We start from the raw sequence: 12,971 nt of genomic DNA, 5'->3' as shown, positions 1-12,971 counted from the left end.
CCACTCCGGAACTGTATAGCAAGGCTATGCATCCGTCAACAGGGGTGTCCTGGTAGAAGGGAAGCATGAGCGACATCACCATCTCCGAGGGCGACGAGTACACCGCGATCTTCCACGGCGGTCCCTTCGACGGCACGACCGACACCCGCACCGCCACCGGCGACGCGGTCGACGACGAGGTCACGGTGTACGCGGACGTCGAGGGCCTCCAGACGGCCTTCACCTACAAGGCCACCAAGTCCCGCCAGGTGCTCGACCAGACCTCGGTCGAGTACGAGTACGACGCCGCCGACTCCGACCCGGTCGACGACCTGCAGGACCGCGGCGACCGCAGCGGCGGGTTCGACCGGGAGTAGACCCGACGCCGCCCGCGTTGCACGAGCCGTGCGACTCGATCTCTGGACCTCCGCCTTCTGCGCCCCGTGCGCGGCCGCCCGCCGCGTGACCGGTGACGTGGCGGCGCTCGTCCCGGGGCTACGGGTCACCGAGCGCGACGTGGCGGCACACCCCGACACCGCAGAGGACCTCGGTCTCCGTTCGACCCCTACGATCATCGTGCGGCGGGACGACGGGACCGAGGTCTTCCGTTCGCCCGGTGTCCCCTCGCGGGATCAGCTGCTGCTGGCGGTCGCCAAGGCGCTCTGACACCGACGCTGCCGCTGACGGCGTCCGGCCGGGAGGCGCGTCACACCTCCGTTGCCCGCGTCCGGTCCGCGGGCGGCCGGCTCAGCCCCGTGGTCGCGCCCCGACGACGGCCACCGGCTCGCCGTCCCGCTGCGACCGCGGAGCACCGACCGGCTCGGCCGTCGTCGGGACAGGGCGCACGATCCTCCGGAGCCGCCGCACGATCCGCTTGGCCGTCCGGACCGGCGTGCCGAGCCCGAGCGCGAGCGCCCCGAGCACCGAGCGGTCCGCCGACCCGAGGGCGTTCTTCCGCTCCCACGCGCGGCGGAGCGTCCCGCCGCGGCTCCGTCGCGCAGCCGGCCGGTCGACCAGTGCTCCCGCGTCGCGGAGCCGCATGAGCGCCTCCGTCCGTTCGGCCCAGTCGTCGTCGGCCGCCGGGTGGAAGTGGTTGTCGTGCATCCACTCCGGGCGGACGGTGCCGAAGCGTCCCTCGACGAGGTCGGTGGTGTCGCCCTCGAGGCCGCTGTCCACGAAGACCTCGTTGATGAGCGAGCGGGCTATCCCGAAGTCGGTCAGGGTGAGTGCCGGCACACCCCGCGCCACGGCCTCGAGCACGGCGGTCGAGCTCACCGTCACGAGCGCCACCGCCCGGTCGAGGTGCTGCGCCATGGACCCGCCGGCGACCACGAGGTTCGGCGGAGCGTCCGCCGGCACGAGGTCGGGGTAGGGGTACTGCTCGCGGTGCGTCTGGTGCTCGCCCGCCGCCGCGCGGACCTTCACGACGACCCGCCACTCCGGGTGCTGCCGTGCGGTCTCGACGAGCCGGTCGACGATGCGGCGCCGGTCGTGCTCGTCGGCGGGCACGCTCGGCTGCGCCGCGAACACGACGGCGTCGCGGGGGTGGTCCTCGGCGCTCGGCGGGCGCGGCGAGCGGTCGACGGCGTCCGTCGCGCCCCGCCCCGTCCGCGAGCGGGCGAAGGGCAACGTGGCGAGGGCGAAGTGCGGTTCGATCCCGCCCGCTCGCGCGAGCTCGCGGTACGCGCGGACCTCGCGGTGGCTGTGCAGCACGAAGAGGTCGGCGCGCGCGCGGAAGAACACGCCCTTCCACTTGGCCGGGAAGGAGATGCCGGGGAGTCCGGTGACGAGGACCGGGCGGTGCGGGACACGACGCGACACCTCGTCGATCACGAGTTCGGCGACCGGACCGATGCACGCGACGAGCGCGGCGTCCGGCGGGTCCTCCTGCAGCCCACGGACGATCGCGTCCACCTCGATCGGTTCCGGCGGCGCGGTCGCGAGGTGGGCGAGCCGTGCGTCGAGACCGCCGAACGCCGCCCCGAGCTGTGCGCGGCTCGCGGACCGGGGCGTCGCGACGACCACGAGCTCGAGCCGCCAGTGCGCCGGTGCCGCGGCGAGCAGGTGCGCGCCCCACTTCGCGAACGAGTCCGTGTCGACCAGGCCGACCACGCGACGGACGCGCGGCGGGGTGCCGGACGGGAGGCGCGCCTCCCGTCCGTCCGTCGGCTCGCGCCGTCCGTCGCGCACCGGACCCGCGTGCTCGGTGGACCCCACCCGGTCAGGCGCCGACGCGGCGCAGCTTGGCCATCGGCGCGCGCTCGCCGGGGAACACGCGCTTGACGCCGTCCCCGAGGGCGGTCTCGATGATCCGGACGTCGCGCACCAGCGTCCGGAGACCCTGCGGCTCGAGCGAGGCGGCGTGGTCCGAGCCCCACATGGTGCGGTCGAGGGTGATGTGCCGCTCGACGGCCGAGGCACCCAGCGCGACGGCGGCGAGCGAGATCTGGAGCCCGGGCTCGTGGCCCGAGTACCCGACCGGCACGCCCGCGTAGCGGAGCGCGAGCGTGTCGATCATGCGGAGGTTGGCCTCCTCGGCGGGCAGCGGGTACGTCGACGTGGCGTGCATGAGCACGAGTCGGCCGGTACCGAGGGTGTCGACGGCGCGGTCGATCTGCTCGAGGGTGGACATGCCCGTCGACAGGATCACCGGCTTGCCCGTCGCGGCGACGGCGGCGAGCAGCCCGAGGTCGGTCACCGACGCTGAGGCGATCTTGTACGCGACGACGTTCAGGTCCTCGAGGAAGTCGACGCTCGGCTCGTCCCACGGCGACGCGAACCAGTCGAGGCCGCGGAGCGTGGCGTGGTCGCCGATCTCGATGTACTGCTCGCGGTCGAACTCGACGCGGTGTCGGTACTCCAGGTAGGTCATCTCACCCCAGGGGGTGCTCCGCGGGGTGGCCTTCATGTGCTCCGGCGTCGAGATCTCCGGCGTGCGCTTCTGGAACTTGACCGCCTGCAGGCCGGCGTCGGCCGCGACGTCGACGAGGCGCTTCGCGATGTCGACGTCGCCGTTGTGGTTGAGGCCGATCTCGCCGATCAGGTAGGCGGGGTGGTCGGCGCCGATGGTCGACGTGCCGATGGTGACGGTCATGGTGCTCCGTTCGCGGTCGGGGTGTGTGGGCGGTGCTCGGTCAGTGGGCGGCGACGGTGACGGCGTGGGCGCGGGCGGCGAGGGCGTCCGCGTGGGCGCGGGCGGCGAGGGCGTCGGCGTGGGCGAGGTCGGCGAGGTCGTCGACGTCGACGGCGAGCGCGGGGTCGACGACCACGAACTCGACCCGTCCGTGGAAGCGGTGCCGGTGCTGCCGAAACGCATCCGCACGGAAGACGGTGAAGGCGCCCGTCTCGCGGTACTCCGGCTCACGGTCCTGCCGACGCGGTCGGGTGGCGGCGTCGTGGTTGACCGCGACCGCACTGCCGTCAGCAGCCGCCCGCCACAGGAACGCGTGCGACGGGGTCGCGGCGAACACGACGTCCGCGGCGCCGGACCGCACGCGGTCGACCGCACGGTCCAGGTCGGCCGGGTCCACGAACGGCGAGGTCGCCTGCAGGAAGACGACCACGTCGGGTGCGGTGCCGTCCGTCCCGAGGACGTCGAGCGCGTGCAGCAGGGCGGACTCCGACGAGGCCTCGTCGCCGGCGAGCTCCGTCGGACGCCGGACCACGGTCGCACCGGCGTCTGCTGCCGCAGCCGCGATCGCGTCGCCGTCGGTGGAGACGACCACGGCGTCGATCGCCTCAGCGGCCCGGGCCGCATCGACCGCGCGGCGCACGAGGGAGCGGCCGCCGACTGTGCGGAGGTTCTTGCCCGGGATGCCCTTGGACCCGGCCCGTGCCGGGATGATCGCCACGACGGATCCGGAGGAGCGCATGACCGGGACCGTACGGAGGGGCGGTGACCCTGAGACGAACTGCAGGAAGACGCGTGCCGAACCTTCCGCGACGCAGGTCCTCCGGTCGCGCCCCTGCGCGTTCCCGACCGGAGGACCCGAGCACGCGTCCTCCGTGCGGTCCCTCGGCGACCGACGGCGGTAGGATCGTCGCCGCCGGCCTCCGTAGCTCAGTGGATAGAGCAGGTGGTTTCTACCCACCGTGCCGCGGGTTCGATTCCTGCCGGGGGCACCGGAACGGACGAGGCCGCCATCCCCTCGGATGGCGGCCTCGCGCCGGTCGGCCTCGCACCGGTCGGCCTGAGGCCGGACCGGCAGTGGTGGTCGTGCTCAGTCGTCGTCGCCGGCTCGGCGTCGCAGCTCGCTGGCGCTGATCGGCTGCGTGTACGGCGACGGTTCGTCGTCCCGCTCCGCCGCCGGGTCGTCCGCGTCGCCCGGGCGGGTGTCCTGGTCTGCCGTCCGGTCGAGGCCGGTCGCGGATCCGGAGGCACGGTTCACGTGCGCGTCCGCCGCCGTGGGACTGGCGATGCGGGGTGACGACGGGGTCCGGTCCTGGTCGGTCGCGTCCACGTCGCGGGCGTCCGCGTCGTGGCCACCGACGTCGTGGCCACCGACGTCGTTCCGCGCGGCGGGAGCAGGGGTGCTCGGTCGACCCGGGGCGATGGGGGAGCCGAGCGGCGGTCGGACCGGAGCGCCGTCGAGCGGCACGGTCTCGCCCTGGCCGTACGGGCGGGTGCGGTTGTCGGGGGCGGGGCGGAGGTCGTTGATCGGGGTCGTGGCGTCCTGGTCGCGGTCAGCCGACCCCGGTGCCGGCGCAGAGGGAGCGACGACGGGCTGCTGCTGCTGCTGCAGCGTGGGGCGCAGTGCCGTCGTGGTCGGTGTGGCGGGCTGGGACGGCTCGTGGGCGTCCGCGGCTGCACCGCGCTTCTGCTGCTGGTCCGCGTTCCAGTCCTGCTGACGGCCGATCAACTCGGCGTCCGGGTCCGGCGAGTCGAACTTCCAGCGCTCGAGGTCGGCCTTGAACAGCTTGCGCGCGCGGTTGGGCCGGGCGTTCCACTCGAGCAGACGGTCGCGCAGTTCGCCGAGCGACTGGTCCGTCGACGTGAAGGTCGACGAGTTGCGCTTGATGTCGGCGATCTCGTGCTGCGCCCAGTCGGCCGCGAGTGCCGCGCCGCTGACGGGCAGCATGCGCAGGCGGATGTCGGCGTCCTCGGCGAGGTGGTCGGTGTACGCGCGTTCCTCGTGTCCGAGCGAGCCCCACCGCGATGCCTTCCGCGAGACCGAGACGATCCCGGCGACCGCGGCGGTCCGGCTCTCCCGGTCGTGCAGTGCGACGACGCGCTTCGTCGCCGCGCGTCCGATCAGGGCGGCGATCACCCCGGCCACGACGATCGCGATGAAGGGGATGATCGCTCCGGAGAGCACCCGCCATCCCGTGTCGGACGCCGTCCAGTCGGTCAGGTCGTTCCACCAGTCCATGCGCGCACCCTACGCAGCGCACGGGCGCGATCAGCGCAGGCCCGTCGGCGTTCCGTCGATCCCGACCGGTGGGACGCCCGTGCCGCCGGCGATGCTGTGCCGGAGTTCCAGCTGAGGAAGGCGACCGCGTCAGCCCCGGCGGAGGAAGTCGACCGCGTCAGCCCCAGCGGAGGAAGTCGACCGCGTCGTCCGCGGACCACGCATTCGGCAGCTCCACGAACCGGCGCTCGGTGGCGACGTACCGTCGGGCGCGGTACGCCGTGCCGCCGGCGACGTCGAGGCGGTCGACGTACCCGACGATCTCGCCGTTCGCCCGCGTGACCCGACTGAGGTCGTCGCGCACGTCGAGGATGCGGAGGTCGCCTCGGCTCCGCGCCACGGGCGTCGGGCGGGAGCGGAACGCGAGATCGGTGCTGAGCTGCACTGGTGCCTCCTGGTGGTCTGTCGTCTGGTGTACCAACGACGGTACGGGCGACCACCGACACTCCCGAGGGCGTCGTGCAGCGCTGTGGAGGACACGTGGGGGACACACGCCGTGCACGACGACGACCCCGTTCACGGTCCGCCACGAGCCCGGCGAGGTAGGTTCTGCGCATGACGACGTTCGTGCTCGCAGGTGGCTGCTTCTGGTGTCTCGACGCGGTGTACCGCACGCTCCAGGGCGTGCAGGACGTGGTGTCGGGCTACATCGGCGGCACCACGGACGCCCCGTCCTACGAGGCGGTCTGCACCGGCACGACCGGGCACGCCGAGGCGGTCGCAGTGACCTTCGACGAGTCCGTCATCCCCGCTGACGTCGTCCTCGACGTCTTCTTCACGCTCCACGACCCGCGGCAGCTGAACCGACAGGGTGCCGACGTGGGCACGCAGTACCGGTCCGCGATGTTCCCCGCCGACGCCGAGCAGGAGGCGCTGTTCCGTCGGGCGATCGACCGCGCCGGCACGATGTGGGACGGCGGCGTCGTCACGACGATCGAGGCGCCCGGGCCGTTCTTCCGTGCGGAGGAGTACCACCAGGACTTCTTCGCCAAGAACCCGGGTCAGGGCTACTGCTTGGCGGTCGCGCTCCCCAAGGTGAACAAGGTCCGCAAGGCCTACAGTCGGTACATCCTGGCGTCCTGAGACGCGGCGCCGGGGCCACGAGGAGGTGGTCGAACGATGATGGACGACACCGGGACCTGGGTGGCCGTCGGTCCGGCGGGCGCGGTCGGCAGCATCCGCCGGGCGTCGGACGGGTTCCACGTCGAGCTCTACGGCCGGACCGGACGAGGCGGCACCTACCCGTCGCTCGGGTCCGCCAAGGAGGCGGTCCACGCGGCGCTCGGTCCGTTCGCCGACCGGCCCGAGTTCCGCGCGCACTGACCACGTCGGTCTGGAGGCGCGGGGGACTCCTCCTGCACAGCAGACGTGATCGAGATGACCGGTCACAGGACGAGGGCCGGGGCGCTGGTGCGCCCCGGCCCTCGCCGACGATCGAGTCATGAACGACACGATCACCGTCTGCGGCATCGTCGCGACCGAACCCCGCCACCTCGTCACCGACACCGGCATCGCCATCTCGAGCATGCGCCTGGCGTCCCCGTCCCGTCGCTGGGACCGCAGCACCTCGTCCTGGACCAACGGCACCACCAACTGGTTCACGGTCACCGCGTTCCGCTCCCTGGCCGCGAACGTGCACAAGTCGCTGAAGAAGGGCGACCGCATCGTGGTCACGGGGCGGGTCCGCATCCGCACCTGGGAACGGGACGGTCGCGGCGGGACCTCCGTGGAGATCGATGCCGAGGGCATCGGACACGACCTCGCCTGGGGCATCAGCAACTGGATCCGGGTGCCGCGACACAGCACCGAGTCCTCTGCCGTTCCCGGCGACTCCCCGTCGGTCGACCCGCGGACGGGCGAGGTCCGCGGGCAGGTCGACCCGGACGCGGACACGACCGCCGAGGACGAGCTGCCGGATCCTGCCGAGGCAGCACGGCACACCGCGTCCGCCCTGGGCGGGGACTTCGCCACGCCCTCGTCGCCGCTCGACGGGCCGGACGACCGTGCACTCTCCAGCCGTGACGCGGCGTGAGCACCGGAAGTCGCCTCCGGCGATGTCGGGGAGAGGGGGCGCTCCGGGGCGCCGTGTCAGTAGACTTGCCGCGATATGGCTGAGTACATCTACCAGATGGTCCGCGCCCGCAAGACGGTCGGCGACAAGCTGATCCTCGACGACGTCACGATGTCGTTCCTCCCCGGCGCCAAGATCGGCGTCGTCGGGCCGAACGGTGCAGGCAAGTCGACGATCCTGAAGATCATGGCGGGTCTCGACCAGCCGTCCAACGGCGAGGCGAAGCTCACCCCGGGCTTCACCGTCGGCATCCTCATGCAGGAGCCGGAGCTCGACGAGTCGAAGACCGTCCTCGAGAACGTGCAGGAGGGCGTCGGCGAGATCCACGGGAAGATCACGCGCTTCAACGAGATCTCCGCGCTGATGGCCGAGCCGGACGCCGACTTCGACGCCCTCCTGGCCGAGATGGGCACCCTGCAGGAGGACATCGACGCCGCCGACGCATGGGACCTCGACTCGCAGCTCGAGCAGGCCATGGCCGCGCTCCAGTGCCCGCCGGGGGACGAGCTCGTCACCCACCTCTCCGGTGGTGAGAAGCGTCGCGTCGCCCTCTGCAAGCTCCTGCTGCAGAAGCCCGACCTGCTCCTCCTCGACGAGCCCACCAACCACCTCGACGCCGAGTCCGTCCTCTGGCTCGAGCAGCACCTGCAGCAGTACCACGGCGCCGTGCTGGCCGTGACCCACGACCGGTACTTCCTCGACCACGTCGCGCAGTGGATCGCCGAGGTCGACCGCGGGCGCCTCTACCCGTACGAGGGCAACTACTCGACCTACCTCGAGAAGAAGCGTGCCCGACTCGAGGTCCAGGGCAAGAAGGACGCGAAGCTCGCGAAGCGTCTCTCGTCCGAGCTCGACTGGGTGCGGAGCAACCAGAAGGGTCGCCAGGCGAAGTCGAAGGCCCGTCTCGCCCGCTACGAGGAGATGGTGTCGGAGGCCGAGCGCACGCGGAAGCTCGACTTCGAGGAGATCGTCATCCCCGTCGGCCCGCGTCTCGGGTCGCAGGTCATCGACGCCGACAAGCTCCACAAGTCGTTCGGTGAGCGCGTCATCATCGACGACCTGTCCTTCACGCTGCCCCGCAACGGCATCGTCGGCGTCATCGGTCCGAACGGTGTCGGCAAGACGACGCTCTTCAAGACGATCGTCGGCCTCGAGCCGCTCGACGGCGGCTCGCTGAAGGTCGGCGAGACCGTCGACATCTCGTACGTCGACCAGAGCCGCGGTGGCATCGACCCGAACAAGAACCTGTGGGAGGTCGTGTCCGACGGACTCGACTACATCCAGGTCGGCAAGACGGAGATCCCGTCGCGCGCCTACGTGTCGCAGTTCGGCTTCAAGGGGCCGGACCAGCAGAAGCGCGCCGGCATCCTCTCCGGTGGTGAGCGCAACCGTCTGAACCTCGCGCTGACCCTGAAGCAGGGCGGCAACCTCCTGCTCCTCGACGAGCCGACGAACGACCTGGACGTCGAGACGCTCGGCAGCCTCGAGAACGCGTTGCTCGAGTACCCCGGCTGTGCCGTGGTGATCACCCACGACCGGTGGTTCCTCGACCGCATCGCGACGCACATCCTCGCGTGGGAGGGCCTCAACGAGGACGGGACGCCGAACTGGTACTGGTTCGAGGGCAACTTCGAGGCGTACGAGGAGAACAAGGTCGAGCGTCTCGGCGCCGACGCCGCGAAGCCGGGTCGGGCGACCTACCGCAAGCTCACGCGCGACTGATCCGTGGCGAGGCTCCACGTCCCGATCCGCCTGCGGTGGAGTGACATCGACGCGTACGGGCACGTCAACAACTCCGCGGTGCTGCGCCTCCTCGAGGAGGCGCGCATCGCGGGGTTCTGGGGACACGACCCGTCCGACGTCGACGAGGACGGCGACCTCGCGGCGCCGATCATCGACGGTCGTCCCGGATCGGGCACCATGACGGTGATCGCGGCCCAGCGGCTCGAGTACCTCGCCTCGATCCCGTACCAGCGTCGTCCGCTCGACGTGCAGCTGTGGATCGGGCGCACGGGTGGCGCGAGCATCGACGTCTCGTACGAAGTGTGGTCACCCGCGGGCGTCGAGCCGGCCGTCCTCTACACCCGGGCGACCACGGCCCTGGTGATGGTCGACACGGCCACGGAGCGCCCGCGCCGGCTGACGGATGCGGAACGTGCCGCCTGCGCGCCGTACACCGAGCCGCCGGTGGTGTTCGCCCGCCCGTAGCGGAAGCGCGCGGTGCGCGCCGTCGCCGCACAACCGCAAGCAGCTCGTGCCACGAGATCGCGTGGCGCGGGCTGCTTCCCGTTGTGCGCAAGCACTCCGAACCGCGAGTGAAACCGCGGCGACCGCGGCGACCGCCACCGCGACAGCGACCGCGGCGACACCGGCCGGACCGCGCCGCCGCCGCTCAGCGCGGGACGCGCAGCATGCCCTCCTGCGCCACCGACGCGAGCAGCCGTCCGTCGCGCGCGAACATCCGGCCGAAGGCGAGCCCCCTCCCGCCCTGCGCACTCGGTGACTCCTGCGCGTAGAGCACCCACTCGTCGGCCGGAGCGTCCCGGTGCCACCACATGGCGTGGTCGAGACTCGCGCTCTTCACGCCCGGGGTGCCCCAGGCGACGCCGTGCCGCCGCATGATCGGCTCGAGGATCGACATGTCGCTCGCGTACCCGAGCACGGCACGGTGCAGGGCCGGGTCCGCGGGCAGCGCCCCCTCGACCCGGAACCACACCGCCTGGTGGGGCACCCGCTCGCCCTGCACGTCGACGAACACCGGCCCCTCGACGTGCCGGAGGTCGATCGACCGCGCCGCCCAGGCCTGCGCGACCGGGTGGTCGATCGCCGAGAGGATCGAGGCCGCGGACGGCAGGGTCTCCGGCTCGGGGACGTCCACGGGGAAGGGGTCCTGGTGTTCGACGCCCTCGTCCGGGCGCTGGAACGAGGCGATCATCGAGAAGATCGGCACCCCGCGCTGGTACGCCTGCACCCGCCGGGTGGCGAACGAGCGACCGTCGTGGATCCGCTCGACGGCGAAGGTGATCGGCAGCTCGGTGTCGCCCGGCCGCAGGAAGTAGCCGTGCATGGAGTGGATGTCGCGGTCCTCGATGGTGTGCTGGGCGGCGACGATGCACTGCGCGAGCACCTGGCCGCCGAAGACCCGTCCACCGGGCGACCAGTGGCTGGCACCCGTCAGGATCGTCTCACCCGTGCTCGCGCCGGTGTCCTGCAGGCGGAGGGTGCTGAGGAAGTCGGGTTCGCCGTTCACACCCGCAGTCTACGAACCCGCCGCCGGTAGGATCGGTGGCGACATGGGCACCTCGTTCACGCTTCCCGACACCGCTTCGCTCGGTGACCTCCGCACCTACCTCGGGCGGGCCGCCCGGATCGAGGACGGATCGGTCCGGCTCATCGCGGACTCGCGTGTCCTGGCGGTCTACACGGCGATCCTCTACCCGCTCGGCCTGCTCGACGAGCTGCCGACGGTGCTCGGGCTGCGGACGTTCTCGCTCACGCAGCCGGTCACGATCGACGCGGTCGTGCCGCTCGCCTCGCTGCAGGAACGCCTCCGTGTGCTCGCCGAGGAGCAGGACGCCGCCGGTGCCGACGGCGCGGACCCGACCCGCGCCACCCCGGTCGAGGTCGAGCTGCCGCACGAGGTCAACACCGTCACCTGGGCTGCGATCTCGCCGCCCCGCGGCGGATGGGTGCCGCTGCCCGACATCTCGCCGGAGCTGCTCCGTCGTGCCGCCCGTGACGGCATCGCCGAGGTCGCCGACGCCGTGCCGTCCAACGCCGGGGAGGCGATCGTGCGTCGTATCCGTGCCGAGGTGTGGGGTCGGCCCGTGCCTGGCATCGAGCACGTGCCGGCCGCCGCCGGGTTCGCGGGGGAGAGCCTCGGCTTCCTCGGCCACGACCCGGTGCGGCTGTTCGAGGCCGGTCGGTGGAGCCGCATGACGACGTCCCGCGGTCACGTGCTGGTCAAGCGGCGCGCCTGGGGCCTCGCCGACTGACACCGGTCGACGACCGGTTCCTGTGGGTACCAGCCCTCCGTCCACAGGTGGTCCGCCCGCACCCCGGCGCCGGAGCGGTCGTGGTTGGGTGACTGCATGCAGGTCTTCCTCACCGGCGCGTCCGGCTACATCGGTTCCTCCGTCCTCCGCGCCCTCGTCGCCCACGGCCACCGGGTCACCGCGCTCGTCCGCTCCGACGAGAAGGCGCAGGCGGTCCGCGACGCCGGCGGCAGCGCGGTCGTCGGCGACGTGACGGACACGGACGTCGTCCGTCGTCTCGTGCACGACGCCGACGCGGTCGTGCACACGGCGTCGGCCGAGTCGGTCGACCCCGGGTTCACGGCGACCGTGCTCGAGGCGTTCTCCGGCTCGGCTCGACCGTTCGTCCACACCGGGGGCATCTTCACGTTCGGCGACTCCACCGACATCTCCGAGAAGTCACCCGTCTCGCCGCCGGCGCTCACCGCGTGGCGTGCTCCCGTCGAGGCGACGGTGCGAGCCAGCGACGTCCGCACCACGATCGTCGCGCCGGGCATCGTGCACGGCCGGGGCGCGGGGATCCCGGCGATGTTCGTCGGTGACGGGGAGCACGAGGTGCGGCTCGTCGGCGACGGTTCGCAGCGCTGGACGACCGTGCACGTCGACGACCTCGCCGAGCTCTACGTCCTGGCCGTCCACCGCGGTGAGCAGGACGGGTACGTCGTGGCGGCGAGCGGGGCCAACCCGACCGTGCGCGAGATCGCCGAGGCGGGGGCGCACGGTTCCCCCGTCGTCGCCGAGAGCGTCGATGCCAGCCGGGAGCGTCTGGGCACCGACTTCGCCGACGCGCTGCTCCTGCACCAGGAGGCATCCGGCGCGCATGCACGCGCGGCCTTCGGCTGGCGACCGTCGCGGCCGTCCCTGCTCGAGGACCTGGCCGACGGTTCGTACGTCCGGTAGACCGCACGGCGGGTGGGCCGGAGGCCGCGTCGTGGACTCCACCGCAGCCACCGGCCGGACGGGAGGCGCGTGGCGGGCGCGGCCCGTGCCTCCCGTCCGCCCCGTGGTCGCGTCCGGTCGATCACGACGGCCACCACCGGGCCGAGACGCTTCACGTCGCGAACGTCAGTCGAAGGTGTTCGTCATCGCGTGCGCCGCACGGTCGAGGTACGCCCACAGCTCGGCCTCGTCCATCGGAGCCAGCTCGAGCGACTCGACGGCGTCGTGCATGTGGTGCAGCCAGCGCTCGCGGGCCTCCGACGTGATCCGGAAGGGGTTGTGGCGCATCCGGAGCCGGGGGTGCCCGCGCTCCTCGCTGTAGGTCCCGGGGCCGCCCCAGTACTGCTGGAGGAACGCGGACAGCCGCCAGATCGCACCCTCGAGGTCGTCGGCCGGGTACATCGGCCAGATGACGTCGTCCTGCTGCACGCCCTCGTAGAAACGGCGCACGAGCCGGTCGAAGGTCGGCGCGCCGCCGATCCGCTCGTACAGCGACCCCGTGGCGGCGGCGCCGCCCAGCCCCACGCGCAGCGTGATGGG

At 72.3% G+C, this 12,971-nt stretch carries 16 protein-coding genes and 1 tRNA gene; 10 read left to right on the top strand and 7 right to left on the bottom strand.

Features of this window, described 5'->3' with window-relative positions; all coding sequences use genetic code 11:
- Window positions 1-65 precede the first annotated feature (65 nt).
- The gene (locus QUG92_RS03485) at window positions 66-356 is read left to right on the top strand and encodes a hypothetical protein (RefSeq protein WP_069711564.1); all 291 of its coding nucleotides are present in this window, start codon (window positions 66-68) and stop codon (window positions 354-356) included.
- Between the two features lie 28 nt (window positions 357-384).
- Window positions 385-645, top strand: a complete 261-nt coding sequence (locus QUG92_RS03480) for a thioredoxin family protein (RefSeq protein WP_069711563.1) — start codon at window positions 385-387, stop codon at window positions 643-645.
- Between the two features lie 81 nt (window positions 646-726).
- Here the strand turns inward: QUG92_RS03480 and QUG92_RS03475 are convergent, their stop codons facing one another.
- The 3 genes from QUG92_RS03475 to QUG92_RS03465 are packed head-to-tail and all read right to left on the bottom strand — an operon-like array spanning window position 727 to window position 3,851.
- Window positions 727-2,169, bottom strand: a complete 1,443-nt coding sequence (locus tag QUG92_RS03475) for a DUF6716 putative glycosyltransferase (RefSeq protein ID WP_289457680.1) — start codon at window positions 2,167-2,169, stop codon at window positions 727-729.
- A gap of 31 nt (window positions 2,170-2,200) precedes the next feature.
- Window positions 2,201-3,073 carry an N-acetylneuraminate synthase family protein gene (locus tag QUG92_RS03470; RefSeq protein WP_289457679.1) on the bottom strand — a complete coding sequence of 291 codons (873 nt, stop codon included), beginning with the start codon at window positions 3,071-3,073 and terminating at the stop codon, window positions 2,201-2,203.
- A gap of 40 nt (window positions 3,074-3,113) precedes the next feature.
- Window positions 3,114-3,851, bottom strand: a complete 738-nt coding sequence (locus tag QUG92_RS03465) for an acylneuraminate cytidylyltransferase family protein (protein ID WP_289457678.1) — start codon at window positions 3,849-3,851, stop codon at window positions 3,114-3,116.
- A gap of 177 nt (window positions 3,852-4,028) precedes the next feature.
- Between QUG92_RS03465 and QUG92_RS03460 the strand changes: the two genes are divergently transcribed.
- Window positions 4,029-4,101 (top strand) — tRNA-Arg (locus QUG92_RS03460).
- Window positions 4,102-4,199: 98 nt separating this feature from the next.
- On the opposite strand, the gene QUG92_RS03455 is transcribed toward QUG92_RS03460, so the two are convergent.
- Both QUG92_RS03455 and QUG92_RS03450 read right to left on the bottom strand, forming a co-directional pair.
- Window positions 4,200-5,348 carry a hypothetical protein gene (locus tag QUG92_RS03455; protein ID WP_289457677.1) on the bottom strand — a complete coding sequence of 383 codons (1,149 nt, stop codon included), beginning with the start codon at window positions 5,346-5,348 and terminating at the stop codon, window positions 4,200-4,202.
- 157 nt (window positions 5,349-5,505) lie between these two features.
- Window positions 5,506-5,772 carry a hypothetical protein gene (locus QUG92_RS03450; RefSeq protein ID WP_289457676.1) on the bottom strand — a complete coding sequence of 89 codons (267 nt, stop codon included), beginning with the start codon at window positions 5,770-5,772 and terminating at the stop codon, window positions 5,506-5,508.
- Between the two features lie 170 nt (window positions 5,773-5,942).
- Here QUG92_RS03450 and msrA point away from each other — a divergent pair, with 170 nt between their 5' ends.
- The 5 genes from msrA (at window position 5,943) to QUG92_RS03425 (ending at window position 9,666) form a co-directional block, all read left to right on the top strand.
- Window positions 5,943-6,470, top strand: a complete 528-nt coding sequence (msrA, locus tag QUG92_RS03445) for a peptide-methionine (S)-S-oxide reductase MsrA (protein ID WP_289457675.1) — start codon at window positions 5,943-5,945, stop codon at window positions 6,468-6,470.
- Between the two features lie 36 nt (window positions 6,471-6,506).
- Window positions 6,507-6,710, top strand: coding sequence for a hypothetical protein (locus tag QUG92_RS03440; RefSeq protein ID WP_069711556.1), 204 nt, complete (start codon window positions 6,507-6,509; stop codon window positions 6,708-6,710).
- A gap of 118 nt (window positions 6,711-6,828) precedes the next feature.
- Entirely contained in the window at window positions 6,829-7,419 is a 591-nt protein-coding gene (locus QUG92_RS03435; RefSeq protein WP_289457674.1) for a single-stranded DNA-binding protein, read from the top strand.
- 75 nt (window positions 7,420-7,494) lie between these two features.
- A complete protein-coding gene (gene ettA / locus QUG92_RS03430) occupies window positions 7,495-9,180 on the top strand; it encodes an energy-dependent translational throttle protein EttA (RefSeq protein ID WP_069711553.1) in 1,686 nt (561 codons plus the stop codon).
- A gap of 3 nt (window positions 9,181-9,183) precedes the next feature.
- On the top strand, window positions 9,184-9,666 hold the full coding sequence (locus QUG92_RS03425) for an acyl-CoA thioesterase (RefSeq protein WP_289457673.1): 483 nt from the start codon (window positions 9,184-9,186) through the stop codon (window positions 9,664-9,666).
- 184 nt (window positions 9,667-9,850) lie between these two features.
- Here QUG92_RS03425 and QUG92_RS03420 read toward each other — a convergent pair whose 3' ends face one another.
- Window positions 9,851-10,708, bottom strand: a complete 858-nt coding sequence (locus tag QUG92_RS03420; protein ID WP_182045718.1) for an acyl-CoA thioesterase — start codon at window positions 10,706-10,708, stop codon at window positions 9,851-9,853.
- Between the two features lie 43 nt (window positions 10,709-10,751).
- On the opposite strand from QUG92_RS03420, the gene QUG92_RS03415 reads away from it, so the two are divergent.
- Together QUG92_RS03415 and QUG92_RS03410 are read left to right on the top strand one after the other, a co-directional pair.
- Window positions 10,752-11,453, top strand: a complete 702-nt coding sequence (locus QUG92_RS03415; protein WP_289457672.1) for a DUF8185 domain-containing protein — start codon at window positions 10,752-10,754, stop codon at window positions 11,451-11,453.
- Between the two features lie 96 nt (window positions 11,454-11,549).
- Window positions 11,550-12,392 carry an NAD(P)H-binding protein gene (locus tag QUG92_RS03410; RefSeq protein WP_289457671.1) on the top strand — a complete coding sequence of 281 codons (843 nt, stop codon included), beginning with the start codon at window positions 11,550-11,552 and terminating at the stop codon, window positions 12,390-12,392.
- A gap of 165 nt (window positions 12,393-12,557) precedes the next feature.
- Here the strand turns inward: QUG92_RS03410 and QUG92_RS03405 are convergent, their stop codons facing one another.
- Window positions 12,558-12,968 carry a globin gene (locus tag QUG92_RS03405; RefSeq protein WP_289457903.1) on the bottom strand — a complete coding sequence of 137 codons (411 nt, stop codon included), beginning with the start codon at window positions 12,966-12,968 and terminating at the stop codon, window positions 12,558-12,560.
- Between the last annotated feature and the right edge of the window lie 3 nt (window positions 12,969-12,971).

It is taken from the genome of Curtobacterium citri, from assembly GCF_030362955.1.
In the GTDB taxonomy this organism is placed as follows: domain Bacteria; phylum Actinomycetota; class Actinomycetes; order Actinomycetales; family Microbacteriaceae; genus Curtobacterium; species Curtobacterium citri.
This window is presented reverse-complemented; position numbering and strand designations above follow the sequence as displayed.